We start from the raw sequence: 14,752 nt of genomic DNA on the forward strand, positions 1-14,752 counted from the left end.
CACACCTTATATAAATTAGAAAGTTTTATCAATAAAAAACTTTCGCTAGACTAAACGACTTACTTAAAATGTCGAAATTCGTTCCTGCCTCCCCTACCTCGGATATAGTATATCAATCTAGGGTCGTAAGTGGTATGCTTTGGGCTGAACGAATGCCCGAATTCCCTGCGCGGATAAGGTTGATCCCAATCCTGAGTTTTTCCGCCCCGACCAAGGGACATTTGGACTTACCCTATCGCAGCAATTCCAATATACTGTTCCCGTATCCATTTTTTCGAGGATGGTCATGGCCCGCTCTTCGTCACTGGAAAACACAGCCGCGGTCAAACCGTATGTGGTGTCCTGCATTAAACGGACTGCCTCATCATCTGAAGTTACCTTCTGTATGCCGATCAATGGCCCAAAAGTCTCTTCTTTCATCAATTCCATTTCATGGTTACAGTGTTCAAATACCGTAGGCGCATAATAATATCCGGTTTTTTCTAGTGCATGCCCACCTAGGCGCAACGTCGCTCCTTTGGCGAGTGCATCTTTTACTTGTGCATCAAGCACAGTAAGCTGGGCGGCTCTGGTGAGGGGCCCGATAAATACATCCTGCATCATCGGATCTCCAATAGTATAAGAGGCTACCTCTTCAATAAAGGCTTCAACAAACTGATCATAAATCTTATCCGAGACATAAATGCGTTCTACAGCACAGCAGCTCTGCCCATTGTTGTAAAAAGCACCTTCTGCGGCGAGAATCGCAGCTTTCTTAATATCAACGATATCATCGGTGACATATAATGGATCCTTCCCCCCTAGCTCCAGTTGAACCGGAACCAGTTTATGTGCTACTGTGGTAGCAATATGGACACCGGTCTTATACGAACCTGTAAAAAAATAACCAGCTAAAGGCAGCTCCAACAACCGTTGTCCAATTTGGCCATCTCCGACAATACATTTAAATACGTCTTCAGGAATCCCCGCTTGATATAGGTATTTTTCAAATCGTATGCCTGTAACGGTAGCGAACTCGGATGGTTTATAAAGCACGGCATTTCCAGCCGCCAACGCATACAGGAATACATTAAATCCAACGTTATATGGGAAATTCCATGCCGATATATTGGCGATCACTCCCAATGGTTCATACACGATCTTTTCATGTGTTGTCCCTTCCGTCGTAATGAGTTCCTCCGAAAGCCATCGGCTGGCGTTTGCTTTAAGATGCTCAATACGGTTTTGTGCACCCGCAATTTCGTTCAGCGATTGCGTTATAGGCTTTCCTGTTTCCCTTGTCAGAATTTCAGCAAGCTCCTGTTTATTGGCCAGAATTAACTGACCAAATTCAATTATGCAGTCTAAACGTTGTTGTAGTGGTACTTTTGACCAGGAACGTTGCCCCTTTTTCAAAACGTTAACCGTTACATCCAATTCAGCAGCCGTGATGGCAGGGATCACAGCGTCCACCTCTCCTGTGGCAGGGTTTCTAATTTCTATGTTGTTTTGCATGTTCAAGAAAAACATTAAAAATCAATTCTTCATCCAAAAGCTCGCCAGCTTGCGTGCCGGAGAACTCTGGGTGCCATTGTACTCCCATAACTTTACCGGCAGCTACTTTGGTATATCCAAATGCTTCTATAAAACCATCGTCTGAACGAGCATATACTTCCAAATCCTGTCCCAGTTGTTTGATCGCCTGATGATGTACAGTGTTTACCTTAGGGTTAGAAACATGTCCATACAGATCACCAAACAAGGTTCCGGAAACAAATTTAATAGGGTGATTAATCGTATCGTATAATTCCGCCGATCGGTGGACTCCCGCAACGGGTACCTGTGAAGGAATATCCTGATAAAGCGTGCCACCAAAATAAACGTTCATTAATTGAAAACCCCGACAAATCCCCAATATTGGCTTCTCCTGCTTAATCGCGTAATCCAGTATTTTTAATTCATACTGATCCCGATAAGCATCTCCTTTCCATCGACCTATTGGAACTTCACCATAATGCCCCGGAGCGATATCACTTCCGCCCTGGAGGATGATACCATCCATCTGATCAATGATTTCCGTCAACAAGCTATCATCCAAATCGGGGAGCAGCACCGGAAGTATGCCCTTTTTCCCGACCCAACGTGCCATGTCATTTTCCATATAGCTCAACGATTTGGGCCCAAAAACAGCACGATCCTTGTCGGGATAAAAAAAGCATGCGCTTATACCTATTTTGATCATACTATTTTTACTAAAATGCTGTTTCATAAATAGCTTGAAAGTCTTCTGTTGTAACCGGCTTAGGATTTGAGGGATGACAGAAATCTGCGTATGCTAATTCCGACAATGGTGCAAGATGTTGCTTTTGCACACCTATGGAGGATAAACGCGTAGGTAAATTCAAACGTGTATTGAGTTCAAATAAATAGTCTACGACTTTATCCCCAGCATTATTACCGATACCAAGCGCAACTGCAATCTTATCAAAACGATCTTCGAATCCTGCATAGTTAAATTGCATGCCATAGGGTAGATTAATCGCATTTGCAAGCCCATGATGTGTGTCCAACAAAGATGAAAGCGGATGTGCAAGGCTATGTACGATACCCAGTCCCTTTTGAAAAGCCACAGCTCCCATGAGTGAAGCTAAAAGCATCTTGGAACGCGACTGTAAATCAGATTCCTTGGTTGCTTTTTCAATAGACCCGGCTACCATAGCCATCCCTTCTAACGCAATACCGTCACACATTGGATGATATCCTTTTGCCAGATAAGCTTCCATATTATGGGTGAGTGCGTCCATCCCCGTTGCTGCCGTAACAAATGCCGGAAGGTCCATGGTAAGGAGTGGATCCGCAAAGACTATTTTCGCCATCAATCTTGGACTGAACAGAATACGCTTTTTCTTGGATTCGTCTTCGGAAATAATGGCACTTCGGCCGACTTCACTTCCGGTACCGGCTGTAGTGGGTACCGTGATCAAGTGAGGGATCTCATTGGTCACATAGATATCTCCCCCGATAAGATCGTCATAATCAAAAAGATCACGGTGATGATGCGCGCGAAGTGCTATTGCACGGGCAACATCAAGTGCTGCTCCGCCACCTACACCGATAATAGAATCTCTATTGTTGTCCCGATAAACATCACCGCCCTGCAGTACATCAGATTTAACGGGATTTTTGTGCAGATCGTGATACACGACCACATCAATTCCTCTGCTCATCAATTTACGCTGGATATCCTTAAAAAAAGGAAGCTCAGCAATAGTTGGATCCGTTACTAATAAAGGCCGAATAAGACCATTATTCAACAGATAATCCGGTAATTCATTGATTGCTCCTGCACCGAAACGAATGGGTGTAGGAAAATTAAAGCCATAAATTTTAGCTGTATCCATCTTGCAGTTAAATAATTTCAAAATATCTTTTTGTTTCCCAATCTGTTACTTGTTCCGAAAACTGACGCCATTCCCAAAGCCTTGATTTGCAAAAGTGATCAACAAATCGTTCTCCAAACAATTCCGAAGCGATTTCAGACTGTGCCATCCGACCGGTAGCTTCATAGAGATTCCTCGGCAGAATACCATGTTGTAAATCCTTATAACCATTGCCAACAGTATTCGGATTATCCAATGATAGCTTGTGTTTGATCCCGTAGAGCCCACTGGCCAAACAGGCGGCGATGGCAAGGTATGGGTTGACGTCTGAGCCGACAACGCGGTGCTCAATACGAGTCGCCTTCGGTCCACCATCAATAACACGGAGTGCAGTAGTTCTGTTATCAATCCCCCAGGTTAAGGTCGTCGGAGCCCAAGCCCCTTCCGTGAGTCTTTTATAGCTATTTACAGTAGGAGCAAATAAGGGTAGAACATCAGGTAAACAATATAGCTGCCCAGCGAGAAACTGCTTCATCAATTCACTCATACCCCGTTGGTCATCTGCGTCATAAAAAAGATTTTTCTCCTGTTTGAGATCCCACAGGCTTTGATGTACATGTCCACTACAGCCGGGCAATTCTTTAGTCTGTTTGGCCATGAAACTGGCAACGATACCATGTTTTTTACCGATCTCTTTTACGGCTGACTTAAAGAGTGTGGCCCTGTCAGCAGCTTCAAGTGCATGACTACATTGAATAGCAGCTTCCAGTACACCAGGCCCTGTTTCTGTATGCAATCCTTCCAAAGGGACACCAAACTGTTCGAGCATCGCCAACAGGTCCTGAAAAAAGCTGTAATTGTCAGCCATCCGCAATATGGAGTATCCAAACATACCGGAGGTGATCGGTGTCATGTCTTTAAAACTATTTTGGGAAGATCCATTAGTTACTTTTACAAAATTAAACCACTCAAATTCCTGTGAAAAAATAGGTTTGTATCCCAAATCCTCCGACTGTGCAATGATATTTTTAAGAAGTGCCCTTGGACAGACATTTTTGTCTGTAGCTTCTGACGTCTCAAAATCGGCAAGAAAGAAAGGAATATCTTCTTGCCAGGGTATCTTACGGAAGGTGTTTCCATCTATACGTGCAGGAAAATCGCCATAACCAGTATGCCATCCTGTAATTTCTACATTGTCATAAACCTGATCATTGACATCCCATCCAAATACCACGGAACAAAAACCAAATTCACTGTCCAATGAAGAGATAAACTTGTCCCGATGCATAAATTTGCCACGCAATACACCGTCGATATCCGCTACTGCGACTTTGACATGTGTACTCTTACTTGTCTTTAATTTGGAAATAATTTCTTTTTTGTCTATCATAATTTGACGGTTTTATCCTTGTCAAGGAAGATTAGGAAATAAAGATATGATAAGATGACAAGCCCAAAGAATAATAAGGCTGTCAATGGGTTATAAAATATCATAGCAACCAGACAGATCACGGCAATGATCAGTGCGAGCATCGGAAATACGGGATATAAAGGAACTTTAAAGGGGCGTTCCAATGAGGGTTCTTTTTTACGTAAGGCGAAAAAAGACCACATGGATATGATATATAGACTGATTGCTCCAAAACAGGCAATGGTAATAATTCCTGCTGTCTTACCCGTCAGTAGTGCAACAATACCAACCGCCATATTAATCAATAATGCATTAGCCGGCGTTTTAAAGCGGGAATGAACTTTTCCCAAGATGGATGGTGCATACCCTACCCGTCCAAACTCAAAGGTAGCACGCCCCCCAGCCAAGATAATTCCATGGAAGGATGCAATAAGTCCAAGCAGACCCACGCCGATAAGCAGTTTGTAAAGGATGTGTGAACTATTCATAACGTTGGCAATGGCAAGAGGTAAGGGCGAATCCGAAGCTTCGGTGCTGCCCGGAGGATAGACGACAGCTTCCCAGCCCGCGACACCGACTGCCGATAAAAATGTAATGATACACAACACGACCAAAGTGACAATAGCCGATCCAAAACCGATCAACACATTTTTTTGTGGATTGATAGTTTCCTCGGCGACGTTGGCAACACCTTCAATGGCAAGAAAAAACCAGATGGCAAAGGGAATGGACGCAAAAATGCCAGAATAACCATTCGGAAGCGCATTTTGCTGTAGATTGGAAAATTCAAATGCCGGCAGTGTCACACCAGCAAATATCAGCAACTCAATAACTGCCAGAACCGTAACAACCAATTCAAAGGAAGCGGCAAGTTTCACCCCTAGAATATTCATCGTCGTAAAAATCAGATAGGCTCCGATAGCAAAAATTAGGTAGTCAACATCGGGATGGAGCAGATGTAGATAAGCCCCTATCGCCGCCGCAATGGCTGGCGGTGCAAACACAAATTCTATATTTTGAGCAATTCCGGCAACAAATCCCAAGTGTTTTCCAAGTCCTCGATTGGCATATTCAAAAGCTCCCCCAGCTTTTGGTATGGCACATGCCATCTCTGTATAACTGAATGTAAACGTTAGGTACATAATAATAACAAAAATCGTTGCGATGGCTAACCCCAATGTCCCTCCTTCTGCCAGTCCGAGGTTCCACCCAAAATACATTCCTGAAATAACATACCCTACACCCAATCCCCATAACATAACGGGGCCAAGGACTTTCTTTAATTGGGGATCACTCATAATTCTTTTTCTAGGTTGGCAACTGATATTAAGCAAGATGAATTTACTACTTTAATTTAAATTATAGTATTTAAAACCTATCATTATCTTTATTTTAGTAAAATAATATTGAAATATTATTATTTTTGGATGTAAAAACCTAACGATACGCTTATACCCCTTTGTTTTTAGATTTAAATTACTACGACAATGAAATTAGATGAAAAAGATTTGATGATCTTGGACCTTTTGCAACAGGATGCCAACATGAGTAACAAGGAAATTTCCGATCGCGTCAACTTATCCATGACTCCTGTATACGAACGGATAAAAAAATTGATGACAACAACTGTGCTCAGGCAAAAAGTATATCTACTGGATCGGCGAAAACTCGATCTGAACCTTATGGTCCTTGTATCCATCAGTATGGAAAAACATTCAAACGAAAGCGCTTTGCTGTTTATGGAAGAAATACAGAAATTTCCGGAAGTGGTCGAATGCTTCCACGTGACCGGTGCTTTTGATTACCAGCTCAAGGTTATGGTCAGGGATGTCGACCACTATCATGAATTTAACTTCAATAAACTGGCGACGATTAAAGGAATCCGGCATATGGAAAGCTATTTTGTGATGAAAGAAATTGTTAATACTACACGACTGCCACTTTTCCTTTAAGTTGCCCTGCCTTGCAAATTAAAATTTAGCTGTAAATTTCCGGAGCATGATATGCACTTACTTGACGAAAGGTGCAGTCCCTACAGCTTATTAGCCTTCCATTGCTGGTATCTTTTGCGCATACAATGGCCACAAGGTCTATATCCATTGCTGATTGCCGCGGTTTCATCTTTAAAGAAAATCCGATGCTCGACTTTCATTCGTTTACCGGACAGGCAGTCTAAACGGCCATAAATCCTCGCCTTTTGATAGCCACCCAAAGTAATTTCGCCCTTTCGAATGAAGGAATTTAAGGACTTCTTTCTATCGGCAGTTGTCTCTCCCAAATCTATATGTCTGACCATTGTGTAGGACTAGTTTTTTATGATTTAGCGTCATGAAAGATCAAGCCTAAGGTATGCCGATTGCCACTATGAATAGTCGATACACCATGCTTCATGGTCACGCGGTAGTAACCCTTTGCCCCTTTAACCGGACGGAAATTAGTAGCGAACACAATAATATCACCCTTTTTTGGCTTAATGACATGCGTACGGGATTGAGCCATCGGTATATTTTCAGTTAAAATAAACTCTCCTCCCGTATAGTCTGTATCGATATCATCCAAAAAAAGAACAAGCTGCATCGGAAAGAAAATCTCCCCATAAAGATCCTGGTGCATGGTGCAGAATCCACCGGCACCATACCCAAGGATTAAGGCTGTAGCCTTCTCCTGACCATTCTTCCTACATTGTTCAATAAAATCCTGATGTGTTGTCGGATACCGTCTAGCTATTTTTAAAACTTCCATCCATCTGTTGGCAAGAGGCATCAAATAACCGTAAAAGTTTTCTCTTAATTCGGTTAGGATACCGGGCAATGGATAATGAAAATACTTATAAACGCCACGGCCAAAACGGTAGCGCTCCATGACAACGGTCTTCCGATAACGATATTCACTCTTAAACTCTCCTAACAATTCGGCACATTCCTGATCATCTACAACATCGGGAACAACCGCGAACCCCTTGTCGATCAATGCGTCAAGAATAAGATCCCATTGTTTCGTTTTTAATCTTTCTTCTATTGTGTGCATACCTGTTATCTAAATAGTCTATTTTACCTACCTGGCATCCGTTAGCTAAGTCCGTCATGGAATATAATGCCAAGGCTATGCCTCATTCCGCTGTGCAATGGGCTAACGCCGTGTTTCATATGGACACGATAATGGCCTTTAGTTCCTTTCACTGAGCGAAAATTACTCGTAAAGACGATCATATCACCGCGATTGGGTTTTAAGACATTGACCTTCGATTGCGCTCGCGGTATCTGTTCCGTGATCACAAATTCACCGCCCGTATAATCCTGATCCACCTGATCTAGCAACACCACGATTTGTAAGGGAAAATAGATTTCACCGTACAGATCCTGATGTAATGTATTAAATCCGCCCACATTATACTTTAAAATAAGGACGGTCGGTTCCAGCTGTCCATGTTGCTGACAAAGATTTCGCATGGCAGCATGCGAAGCCGGAAATCTTTTATCCATATTGAGTTCCTGCATCCATTGATTGGCAACCGGAGCGATCATACAGTATACTTTTTCCCTGATTGCCGTGATCAGTCTCGGCAATGGATATTGGAAATATTTATATTCCCCTAGACCAAAACGGTAACGCTCCATCACGATCGTCTTTCGATACCTATTATCAACTCCGTACGCTGCAACCAGTTCATCACAGTCTTCTTTATTCAGTATATCAGGTACAACCACAAAGCCCCTATCATGCAATTCCTCGGTGATCAACTCCCAATCCTTGTCCAAAAATCTTGATTCCATATTTTCCATGACGATAATTTTCAACAGTTCAAAATTACCCCCAGCAAGCAAGATAAAAAATCCGAAATATGCTATTTTCTCTTTTTTAGAAATAGGATATCAATTGTAAAAAAACACAACGAATTATCATTTGTATCGCTTATCGAAAACCAGTGAAAAGAACCACTTAAACAGCTATTTTTCAGTTGTAGGTACACGAAAGTTTATTTAAGGCAGATCAGCAACACATTAATTACTAAATATTTAGTTAATTATTTCACCGTTCCCTTCGGTCCGCCGCTCACGAAATCTTTGAAGATCTTCCAGGCTCGGTCTGTCCCAATCTTCTACTTCACCAACAATTTTCAAAGCAGCTGTGGACCGGTATGAACGCGTCGGATTACCCGGGAATTTTTTATCTGTTAGATTTGGATCATTTTCAAAGATTCCCGTCGGTTCAATAATATAGACACGCTCGCGACCTTCTCCTTTTGCCAAAGCAGCAGCGAGTCCTGCACCGCTAACTAGCCCCGTAAAATAAATATGATTCATGGTCAGTTCAGGCTGATAATTCGATTTCCCGCCAGCAGTCAATAGGTCGCCTACTTTCAAGTCAGCTTTGGTGCCATGGTAAAAAGGTCCAGTATCCGATGGTTTTTCGTTCAGGATTGTAGACAAGTCAGCATATTTCACTGATTTTTGGCTATCTCCCAGATCTCCGTAACATTTGGCAAGCTTCTGATACAGGTTCGGTAGCGCACTTTTAACTGTATCGTCATTTAGTTTTAAGGCATGGCTCAAGGCCTTTTCGAGCCATATCAATCTATCTGAAACAGTTTTTTGCTGCCGGGCTACATAATAAGCTGCGAGAAAGCATTCGTGATCGTTGGTAGCTCCGCTCCAGGCCTGCATAAATAGTTTAAGGGCTTCTTCAGGCTGTTTTGCTTCTTCCATGCTCATGCCCTGAAGACAAAGTTTAACAACATTGTTGAAAGGTGAAAATTCCATATATGCATTATTTTTCTTACATCGCTGAATTGCCGATAGCACATGGAGACTTCAAATCCACATGTACAGCTAACTTATGGATTAAAGTTACGCATTCCACCCTTATATTGTCGCGATTGCACCGCATTCGTATTTTTAAACTTCGCTAAATTTGGATTAATAAGCAAACACTTGAAACAATGAGAAAGATCAGAATTTTCGAACACATCTCGCTCGACGGCGTCATCGAACACGATGGAGATTACACTTATGGCGCATGGACAACAGCCTATAGAAGTCCCGCAGGAGCGGAAATGCTCTTTCAGACCTATGGTCCGGACTTTGACCTTCTTTTGGGCCGTCATACCTATGATATCTTTAGCAGCTTCTGGCCCAATGCAGGCGATTTTCCAATGGCCAATGCAATAAATGCTGCTACGAAATACGTCGCAACTCACCGTCCCAACAGTTTAATCTGGGGGCCTGTCAAAAATTTAGGCAACAACATTGAAATTGCTATTCATACACTTAAATCAACAGACGGTCCCGATCTGATCGTTGCGGGAAGTTCCGCACTGACCTCCCTTTTACTTGAGCAAGGTCTCGTTGACGAAGTCGTGCTCATTACTTACCCTGTTCTGTTGGGGCATGGCAAACGTTTACTGTCAGACAAGGTAAATGCGCAAAAACTCGCTTTTATCGATTCAAAGGCAACTCCTACAGGCGTTTTCATCAATAGTTATAAATATATTGGATTATTAAAAAAATAATAGTTCGACAGGAGAAATAAGGCACTATGCGATTCAAATGTATATCGGTTAAGCATACTTCGAGTTAGTTTTATGTTTCAAAAGGCTTACGCTCAGTGACCTGCAGCGATAAACTATGGGATCACGATGTTATTTATTTAAATATGTCCGGTTTCTTGTATATTTGATTTAAAACAAATCATTTCTATGAAAAGAACCTTATTATTCGTTGCTATTATCTGTAGCTCTTCCTTTGCCTTTGCGCAAAAAACAACCTACAAAGTCAATACACAAACATCAACGATCAAATGGGAGGCAAAGAAAGTCGTCGGTGGTCATGTCGGTACCATAGCCTTGAAAGAGGGAACGATCCAAACTGATAAAGGTAAAATTACAGGAGGCGGATTTACCATTGATATGAATTCTATGGCCTGTACTGATGCGCCGAAATTAACCGGTCATCTTAAAAACGAAGATTTCTTTGATGTACCTAAATATCCAACGGCAAAATTCGTTATCGCCAAAGTGGATAACAGCAAGACTACTCCAATAATCACAGGTAATCTTACAATTAAAAACAAAACGAAAGCCATATCTTTTCCAGCAAAGGTAACTAGCACCGCCGATGGGCTTTCGGCTGAAGCATTGGGTGTAAAAGTAAATCGACTGGATTTTGATATCCAATATCGTTCAGCAAGCTTTTTCTCTGATCTTGGAAACCGGGCTATTGAAGACGAATTTACTTTGGATATTCAGATCAAAGCCACAAAATAACTTTCAGAACAAAAGAGGTTATAGCAACCTCTTTTTAACCTGCTATCATTGATTGCTTAAATCAATTCAATTCCCTGTGCGATATATTTATTCATCTGTGGGCTCGTTGAATCGTTCTCCGTGACGATGATATCAAGCTTTTTGGTCTCATCAATGATAAAATTTGACTCCGTATCAAATTTATCCGATGTACACAATCCAACGATCCGGACGCTCTGTTTCATCATCGCCCGCTTTGTTTCAGCATCCTCCTGATAATTGCACGATAAATTTTCGGGAGTAATCGAACAAACACCCAAGAAATATAAATCAGCCCTAAAATTAGCGATACTTTCCAACGTCGTATTGCCAAATGTTGTAAAGGCCGATTTGTAAAGCCTGCCTCCCAAAAATATCATTTCTATCAAAGGATGGTCCTCAATCACACTCGCAACAGGAAAGCTATTCGTAATGATCGTAACCTTAAGATCCTTCGGTAAAATTTTAGTTAACTCTAAAATGGATGTACCTCCATCGAAAAAAAGTACCTGATCATTTTTAATCAATGATAGTGCTTTTTGCGCAATGATCCTTTTCTGTTCCAACCCCGACTTCTCGCGATCACGATAATGGTATTTTTTTTGAACAATGCTGTGCGCTCCCCCCCTTACCCCGCGAAGAAGATCCCGATCATTCAATTCCTTAATATCTCTCCGTATGGTATCTTCGGATACCGAAAGCTTTTTACTCAAGGTCTGAAATGAAACCGACCCCTCCCTATTGGTGATATCTAAAATGGTTTGTAGACGATCGTACTTTAGCATAGGAACAAATATATAGATTTAACAGAATAAAATAAATTGCAAAAAACTGCTATAATTGCAATATTTTGCAATTATATGATTACATTTGTGCCATAATAAAAATAAAAATTATGATAAAAAAGACAATTTCCATCGATATGGACGGTGTACTCGCAGACATCCAACGGCATTATCTTTCACATTATTTTGATGAAACTGGTATACGGATAAATGAGAACGATATCGTGGGACTAAAAGAAGCGGATTGTTTACCTGATAAAACGGCAGTCTTAAGATATTTGCATAAACCGGGCTTTTTCCGCAGCATTCCCGTTGCACAAGATGCACAAGACGTGGTGAAAGAATTACAGCATTATTACGATATTTTTGTTGTATCCGCCGCGATGGAATTTCCAAATAGTCTTTTAGAGAAACGGGAATGGCTACAGGAATATTTTCCATTTATTTCTTGGAAAAACATTGTGTTCTGTGGGAGTAAAGGGATTATAGACACCGATTTTCTCATTGACGATCATCTAAAAAATTTAGACAGCTTTTCTGGAAAAGGGCTTTTATTTGATACATTTCACAATGTCAATGAGCACCGGTTTGAAAGATTGAAGAACTGGACGGACGCACATCGTTTTTTTACCGCTGATCTGTAAAATAAGACGTCCAACGGTTAAACTACAGCTGGCCAATCGCAAGATTAATTTGCCAGCAATAGCTTACTGGATTTTATTTTCCAGTCTGGAATTTCCAATAGATCCAATAAGAAACTGAAAGCAAAAGCATAAGAAAAGCCACCACCATAAGCGAAGTTGAAATTCCATAAAACTGTGCGACTCCGCCCAGCAAGGCAGGTCCCAATAATTGCCCCGAATGCCCTAAGGTTGACATCACCGGAATACTTGCCGAAGCCCCTACTCCTTTTAAATTTCCGGCATGACTAAATAAAATCGGAACGATATTCGCAGCCCCGAAACCCAGAAGAATAAATCCTACCAATGCCCCCCAATAAGAGGGTGATAAAACAGCTATCAACAGACCGAATACCGCTAAGAGTCCCCCTCCGACCACAACAACACGATGATCTAACCAAACGACAAGCACGTCACCAAAAAGTCGCATTGTGGCCATGGCGATAGAAAATGCCGCATATCCTATACCCGCAATTTCAAGCGGTGCTTTTTTTTCCTCATGCAAAAATACGGCACTCCAATCCAGCATCGAACCTTCGGAGAGATAAGCACAAAAACAGAGCATACCCAGAAATAAAACATGTAAATTGAACCAACCTGCCCATTTGGACTGGCCCACTGCCATTTCCTTATCGTCGTGATGGCTATTAATGCGCGTTTCATCATCATGCGCACACAATCTACGGTACATGACAAACATAATGATAACAATCAATAAGGAGACCGACAACATGGCATAAGTTGCCTGAAATCCCAGCTTTATCAATAGTCCTAAACCAAGCGATCCCGTTAATCCCGCAACGCTAAAGATGCCATGCAAACCGGATAAGATTGGCCGGTCAAAAAGTTTTTGGATCAGGATCGAATGTGCGTTTGCCGAAACCTCTATTCCTCCCATGCACATACCAAAACAGAATAACGTAATCCCCATGGTCATTATGGAATTAGCAATTAACAACATCGGCAAGATCAGTCCAAGTGTGATGCCCGAAATAAAGATAATTTTTCTTGTTCCAAACTTATTTAGAAGAACAGTCGAAAATGGCATGATAAAAAGGGCTCCACCGCCGATAAGAAGCATCAAAAGCCCCAACACACCATCATCTATACCGAGCCTCTGTTTAACATAAGGAACGACAGGCGCCCAACTGGCAAGCCCCAGCCCGCACACAAAAAAGATAAACCTAACAGCATTTCGCGCTGTATCCGGACGAATGGGCAATGATTTAATTTCCATATAAATTGAGATAAACTAAAATAGTATAGCGATAGACTTGTCTAGGCTCAGTACACAAAACTATCAATAATAAAGCATATTATTGCATAATGTTGCAAAAAATGCAAATTAAAGCAATAGAACAATTGATATAAATCAATATTACCAATACTCATGTGGCCCCCGACCAGAACTACGATTTCCAAAAAATGATTTTACACCTTATGTTGGAGGACTATTTTGCCATAATCATGATTTATCTTTAAATTACTGGCATAAACAACGTCTTTCCTGCAAAAAGGCTTTATAGTGAACCATAAAAAACAGCTATTTCACGAAATGAATTATAAAACTATAGGTTATTTTCTTGCATCAACGCTAATTATCGGATTACTTTATACGAATGGCTGGTTTGATGTATCTTACGCATTCCGACAGTTTCTGGGGATTATATTCCTAATACTGTATTTCGTAGGGACGGTCTTTCTTGTCAAAAGACCGATTTTAAAGGATAGAAAGTTAAGAAAACATCTCTTGGTCAGATTGAGTGTCCTCTTATTTATTGCCCTGATCATCGTTATTTCCCAATGGTTTATAGATAAAGAAACTGATCGTCTGGGCGCGGGTTATTTACTCTATTTTGAGCTGCTCGGTTTTGGAATACCACTTATTATTTATACTGCGATAGAATCAATACGATTGCTTGCTAAAAAGAATTATGCAGCATTATGCATCAATCTCTTCTTAGTGATAGGAATCTATTGTCTTGTTATTTTCAGCGGACTCTTCGGTTTCTAAATAAATAGCATTTTCCGTGACCTTACTCACAAACCTTTAAATTACTAAAAGTAAATAGATTAAATAGTTAAATCTGCACTAAAAATATGCTATTTAATGTATTTTCCAAGGCATCTAGAAAGTCGTATACCCGAAATTATAAAATATATAAGAAAGATTGCCAATTTTACTACATGTAAAATCTAAAGGCGTACGGTTCAACAAATATCGGATCAGGTAGAAA

At 41.1% G+C, this 14,752-nt stretch carries 16 protein-coding genes; 5 read left to right on the forward strand and 11 right to left on the reverse strand.

The features are described 5' to 3' along the window. Window positions 1–117: 117 nt before the first annotated feature. From B4G94_RS09585 to eat, 5 genes are read right to left on the reverse strand one after another with little or no spacing between them, the layout of a single operon-like run. A complete protein-coding gene (locus B4G94_RS09585; RefSeq protein WP_286858555.1) occupies window positions 118–1,494 on the reverse strand; it encodes an aldehyde dehydrogenase family protein in 1,377 nt (458 codons plus the stop codon). Continuing rightward, on the reverse strand, window positions 1,472–2,248 hold the full coding sequence (locus B4G94_RS09590) for a gamma-glutamyl-gamma-aminobutyrate hydrolase family protein (RefSeq protein ID WP_286858556.1): 777 nt from the start codon (window positions 2,246–2,248) through the stop codon (window positions 1,472–1,474). Before B4G94_RS09590 ends, B4G94_RS09585 begins: the two co-directional genes overlap by 23 nt. Continuing rightward, a complete protein-coding gene (locus B4G94_RS09595; RefSeq protein WP_286858558.1) occupies window positions 2,232–3,380 on the reverse strand; it encodes an iron-containing alcohol dehydrogenase in 1,149 nt (382 codons plus the stop codon). Before B4G94_RS09595 ends, B4G94_RS09590 begins: the two co-directional genes overlap by 17 nt. A 7-nt stretch (window positions 3,381–3,387) precedes the next feature. Beyond that, window positions 3,388–4,749, reverse strand: coding sequence for a glutamine synthetase family protein (locus tag B4G94_RS09600; protein ID WP_206531778.1), 1,362 nt, complete (start codon window positions 4,747–4,749; stop codon window positions 3,388–3,390). Then, window positions 4,746–6,068 (reverse strand): ethanolamine permease, encoded by a 1,323-nt coding sequence (eat, locus tag B4G94_RS09605; RefSeq protein ID WP_108633298.1) that lies wholly within the window; start codon window positions 6,066–6,068, stop codon window positions 4,746–4,748. The genes B4G94_RS09600 and eat overlap by 4 nt, the downstream gene beginning before the upstream one ends. A 189-nt stretch (window positions 6,069–6,257) precedes the next feature. Between eat and B4G94_RS09610 the strand changes: the two genes are divergently transcribed. Continuing rightward, window positions 6,258–6,722 (forward strand): Lrp/AsnC family transcriptional regulator, encoded by a 465-nt coding sequence (locus tag B4G94_RS09610; RefSeq protein WP_108633297.1) that lies wholly within the window; start codon window positions 6,258–6,260, stop codon window positions 6,720–6,722. Between the two features lie 80 nt (window positions 6,723–6,802). On the opposite strand, the gene B4G94_RS09615 is transcribed toward B4G94_RS09610, so the two are convergent. From B4G94_RS09615 to arr, 4 genes are all read right to left on the reverse strand, one after another. Continuing rightward, window positions 6,803–7,066: an Ada metal-binding domain-containing protein gene (locus B4G94_RS09615; RefSeq protein WP_286858560.1), complete on the reverse strand. Its 264-nt coding sequence runs from the start codon at window positions 7,064–7,066 to the stop codon at window positions 6,803–6,805. Window positions 7,067–7,083: 17 nt separating this feature from the next. Beyond that, the gene (locus B4G94_RS09620) at window positions 7,084–7,797 is read right to left on the reverse strand and encodes a 2OG-Fe(II) oxygenase (protein ID WP_286858562.1); all 714 of its coding nucleotides are present in this window, start codon (window positions 7,795–7,797) and stop codon (window positions 7,084–7,086) included. Window positions 7,798–7,838: 41 nt separating this feature from the next. Further along, entirely contained in the window at window positions 7,839–8,552 is a 714-nt protein-coding gene (locus B4G94_RS09625; protein ID WP_286858564.1) for a 2OG-Fe(II) oxygenase, read from the reverse strand. Window positions 8,553–8,786: 234 nt separating this feature from the next. Beyond that, a complete protein-coding gene (gene arr, locus B4G94_RS09630; RefSeq protein WP_286858591.1) occupies window positions 8,787–9,215 on the reverse strand; it encodes an NAD(+)--rifampin ADP-ribosyltransferase in 429 nt (142 codons plus the stop codon). A gap of 494 nt (window positions 9,216–9,709) precedes the next feature. On the opposite strand from arr, the gene B4G94_RS09635 reads away from it, so the two are divergent. Beyond that, complete coding sequence (locus B4G94_RS09635) at window positions 9,710–10,279, forward strand: dihydrofolate reductase family protein (RefSeq protein ID WP_286858565.1); 570 nt, start codon at window positions 9,710–9,712, stop codon at window positions 10,277–10,279. Window positions 10,280–10,465: 186 nt separating this feature from the next. Further along, window positions 10,466–11,032 carry a YceI family protein gene (locus B4G94_RS09640; protein ID WP_108633292.1) on the forward strand — a complete coding sequence of 189 codons (567 nt, stop codon included), beginning with the start codon at window positions 10,466–10,468 and terminating at the stop codon, window positions 11,030–11,032. Between the two features lie 56 nt (window positions 11,033–11,088). On the opposite strand, the gene B4G94_RS09645 is transcribed toward B4G94_RS09640, so the two are convergent. Beyond that, the gene (locus B4G94_RS09645; protein ID WP_286858567.1) at window positions 11,089–11,835 is read right to left on the reverse strand and encodes a DeoR/GlpR family DNA-binding transcription regulator; all 747 of its coding nucleotides are present in this window, start codon (window positions 11,833–11,835) and stop codon (window positions 11,089–11,091) included. A 110-nt stretch (window positions 11,836–11,945) separates the two neighbouring features. Here B4G94_RS09645 and B4G94_RS09650 point away from each other — a divergent pair, with 110 nt between their 5' ends. Then, window positions 11,946–12,479 (forward strand): 5' nucleotidase, NT5C type, encoded by a 534-nt coding sequence (locus B4G94_RS09650; protein WP_245935797.1) that lies wholly within the window; start codon window positions 11,946–11,948, stop codon window positions 12,477–12,479. A gap of 73 nt (window positions 12,480–12,552) precedes the next feature. Here B4G94_RS09650 and B4G94_RS09655 read toward each other — a convergent pair whose 3' ends face one another. Further along, the gene (locus B4G94_RS09655; protein WP_286858570.1) at window positions 12,553–13,752 is read right to left on the reverse strand and encodes an MFS transporter; all 1,200 of its coding nucleotides are present in this window, start codon (window positions 13,750–13,752) and stop codon (window positions 12,553–12,555) included. Window positions 13,753–14,070: 318 nt separating this feature from the next. Between B4G94_RS09655 and B4G94_RS09660 the strand changes: the two genes are divergently transcribed. Beyond that, window positions 14,071–14,529: a hypothetical protein gene (locus B4G94_RS09660; protein ID WP_286858572.1), complete on the forward strand. Its 459-nt coding sequence runs from the start codon at window positions 14,071–14,073 to the stop codon at window positions 14,527–14,529. Window positions 14,530–14,752: the final 223 nt, after the last annotated feature.

This window comes from Sphingobacterium sp. UBA7625 (assembly GCF_002484085.1).
GTDB lineage: Bacteria > Bacteroidota > Bacteroidia > Sphingobacteriales > Sphingobacteriaceae > Sphingobacterium > Sphingobacterium athyrii.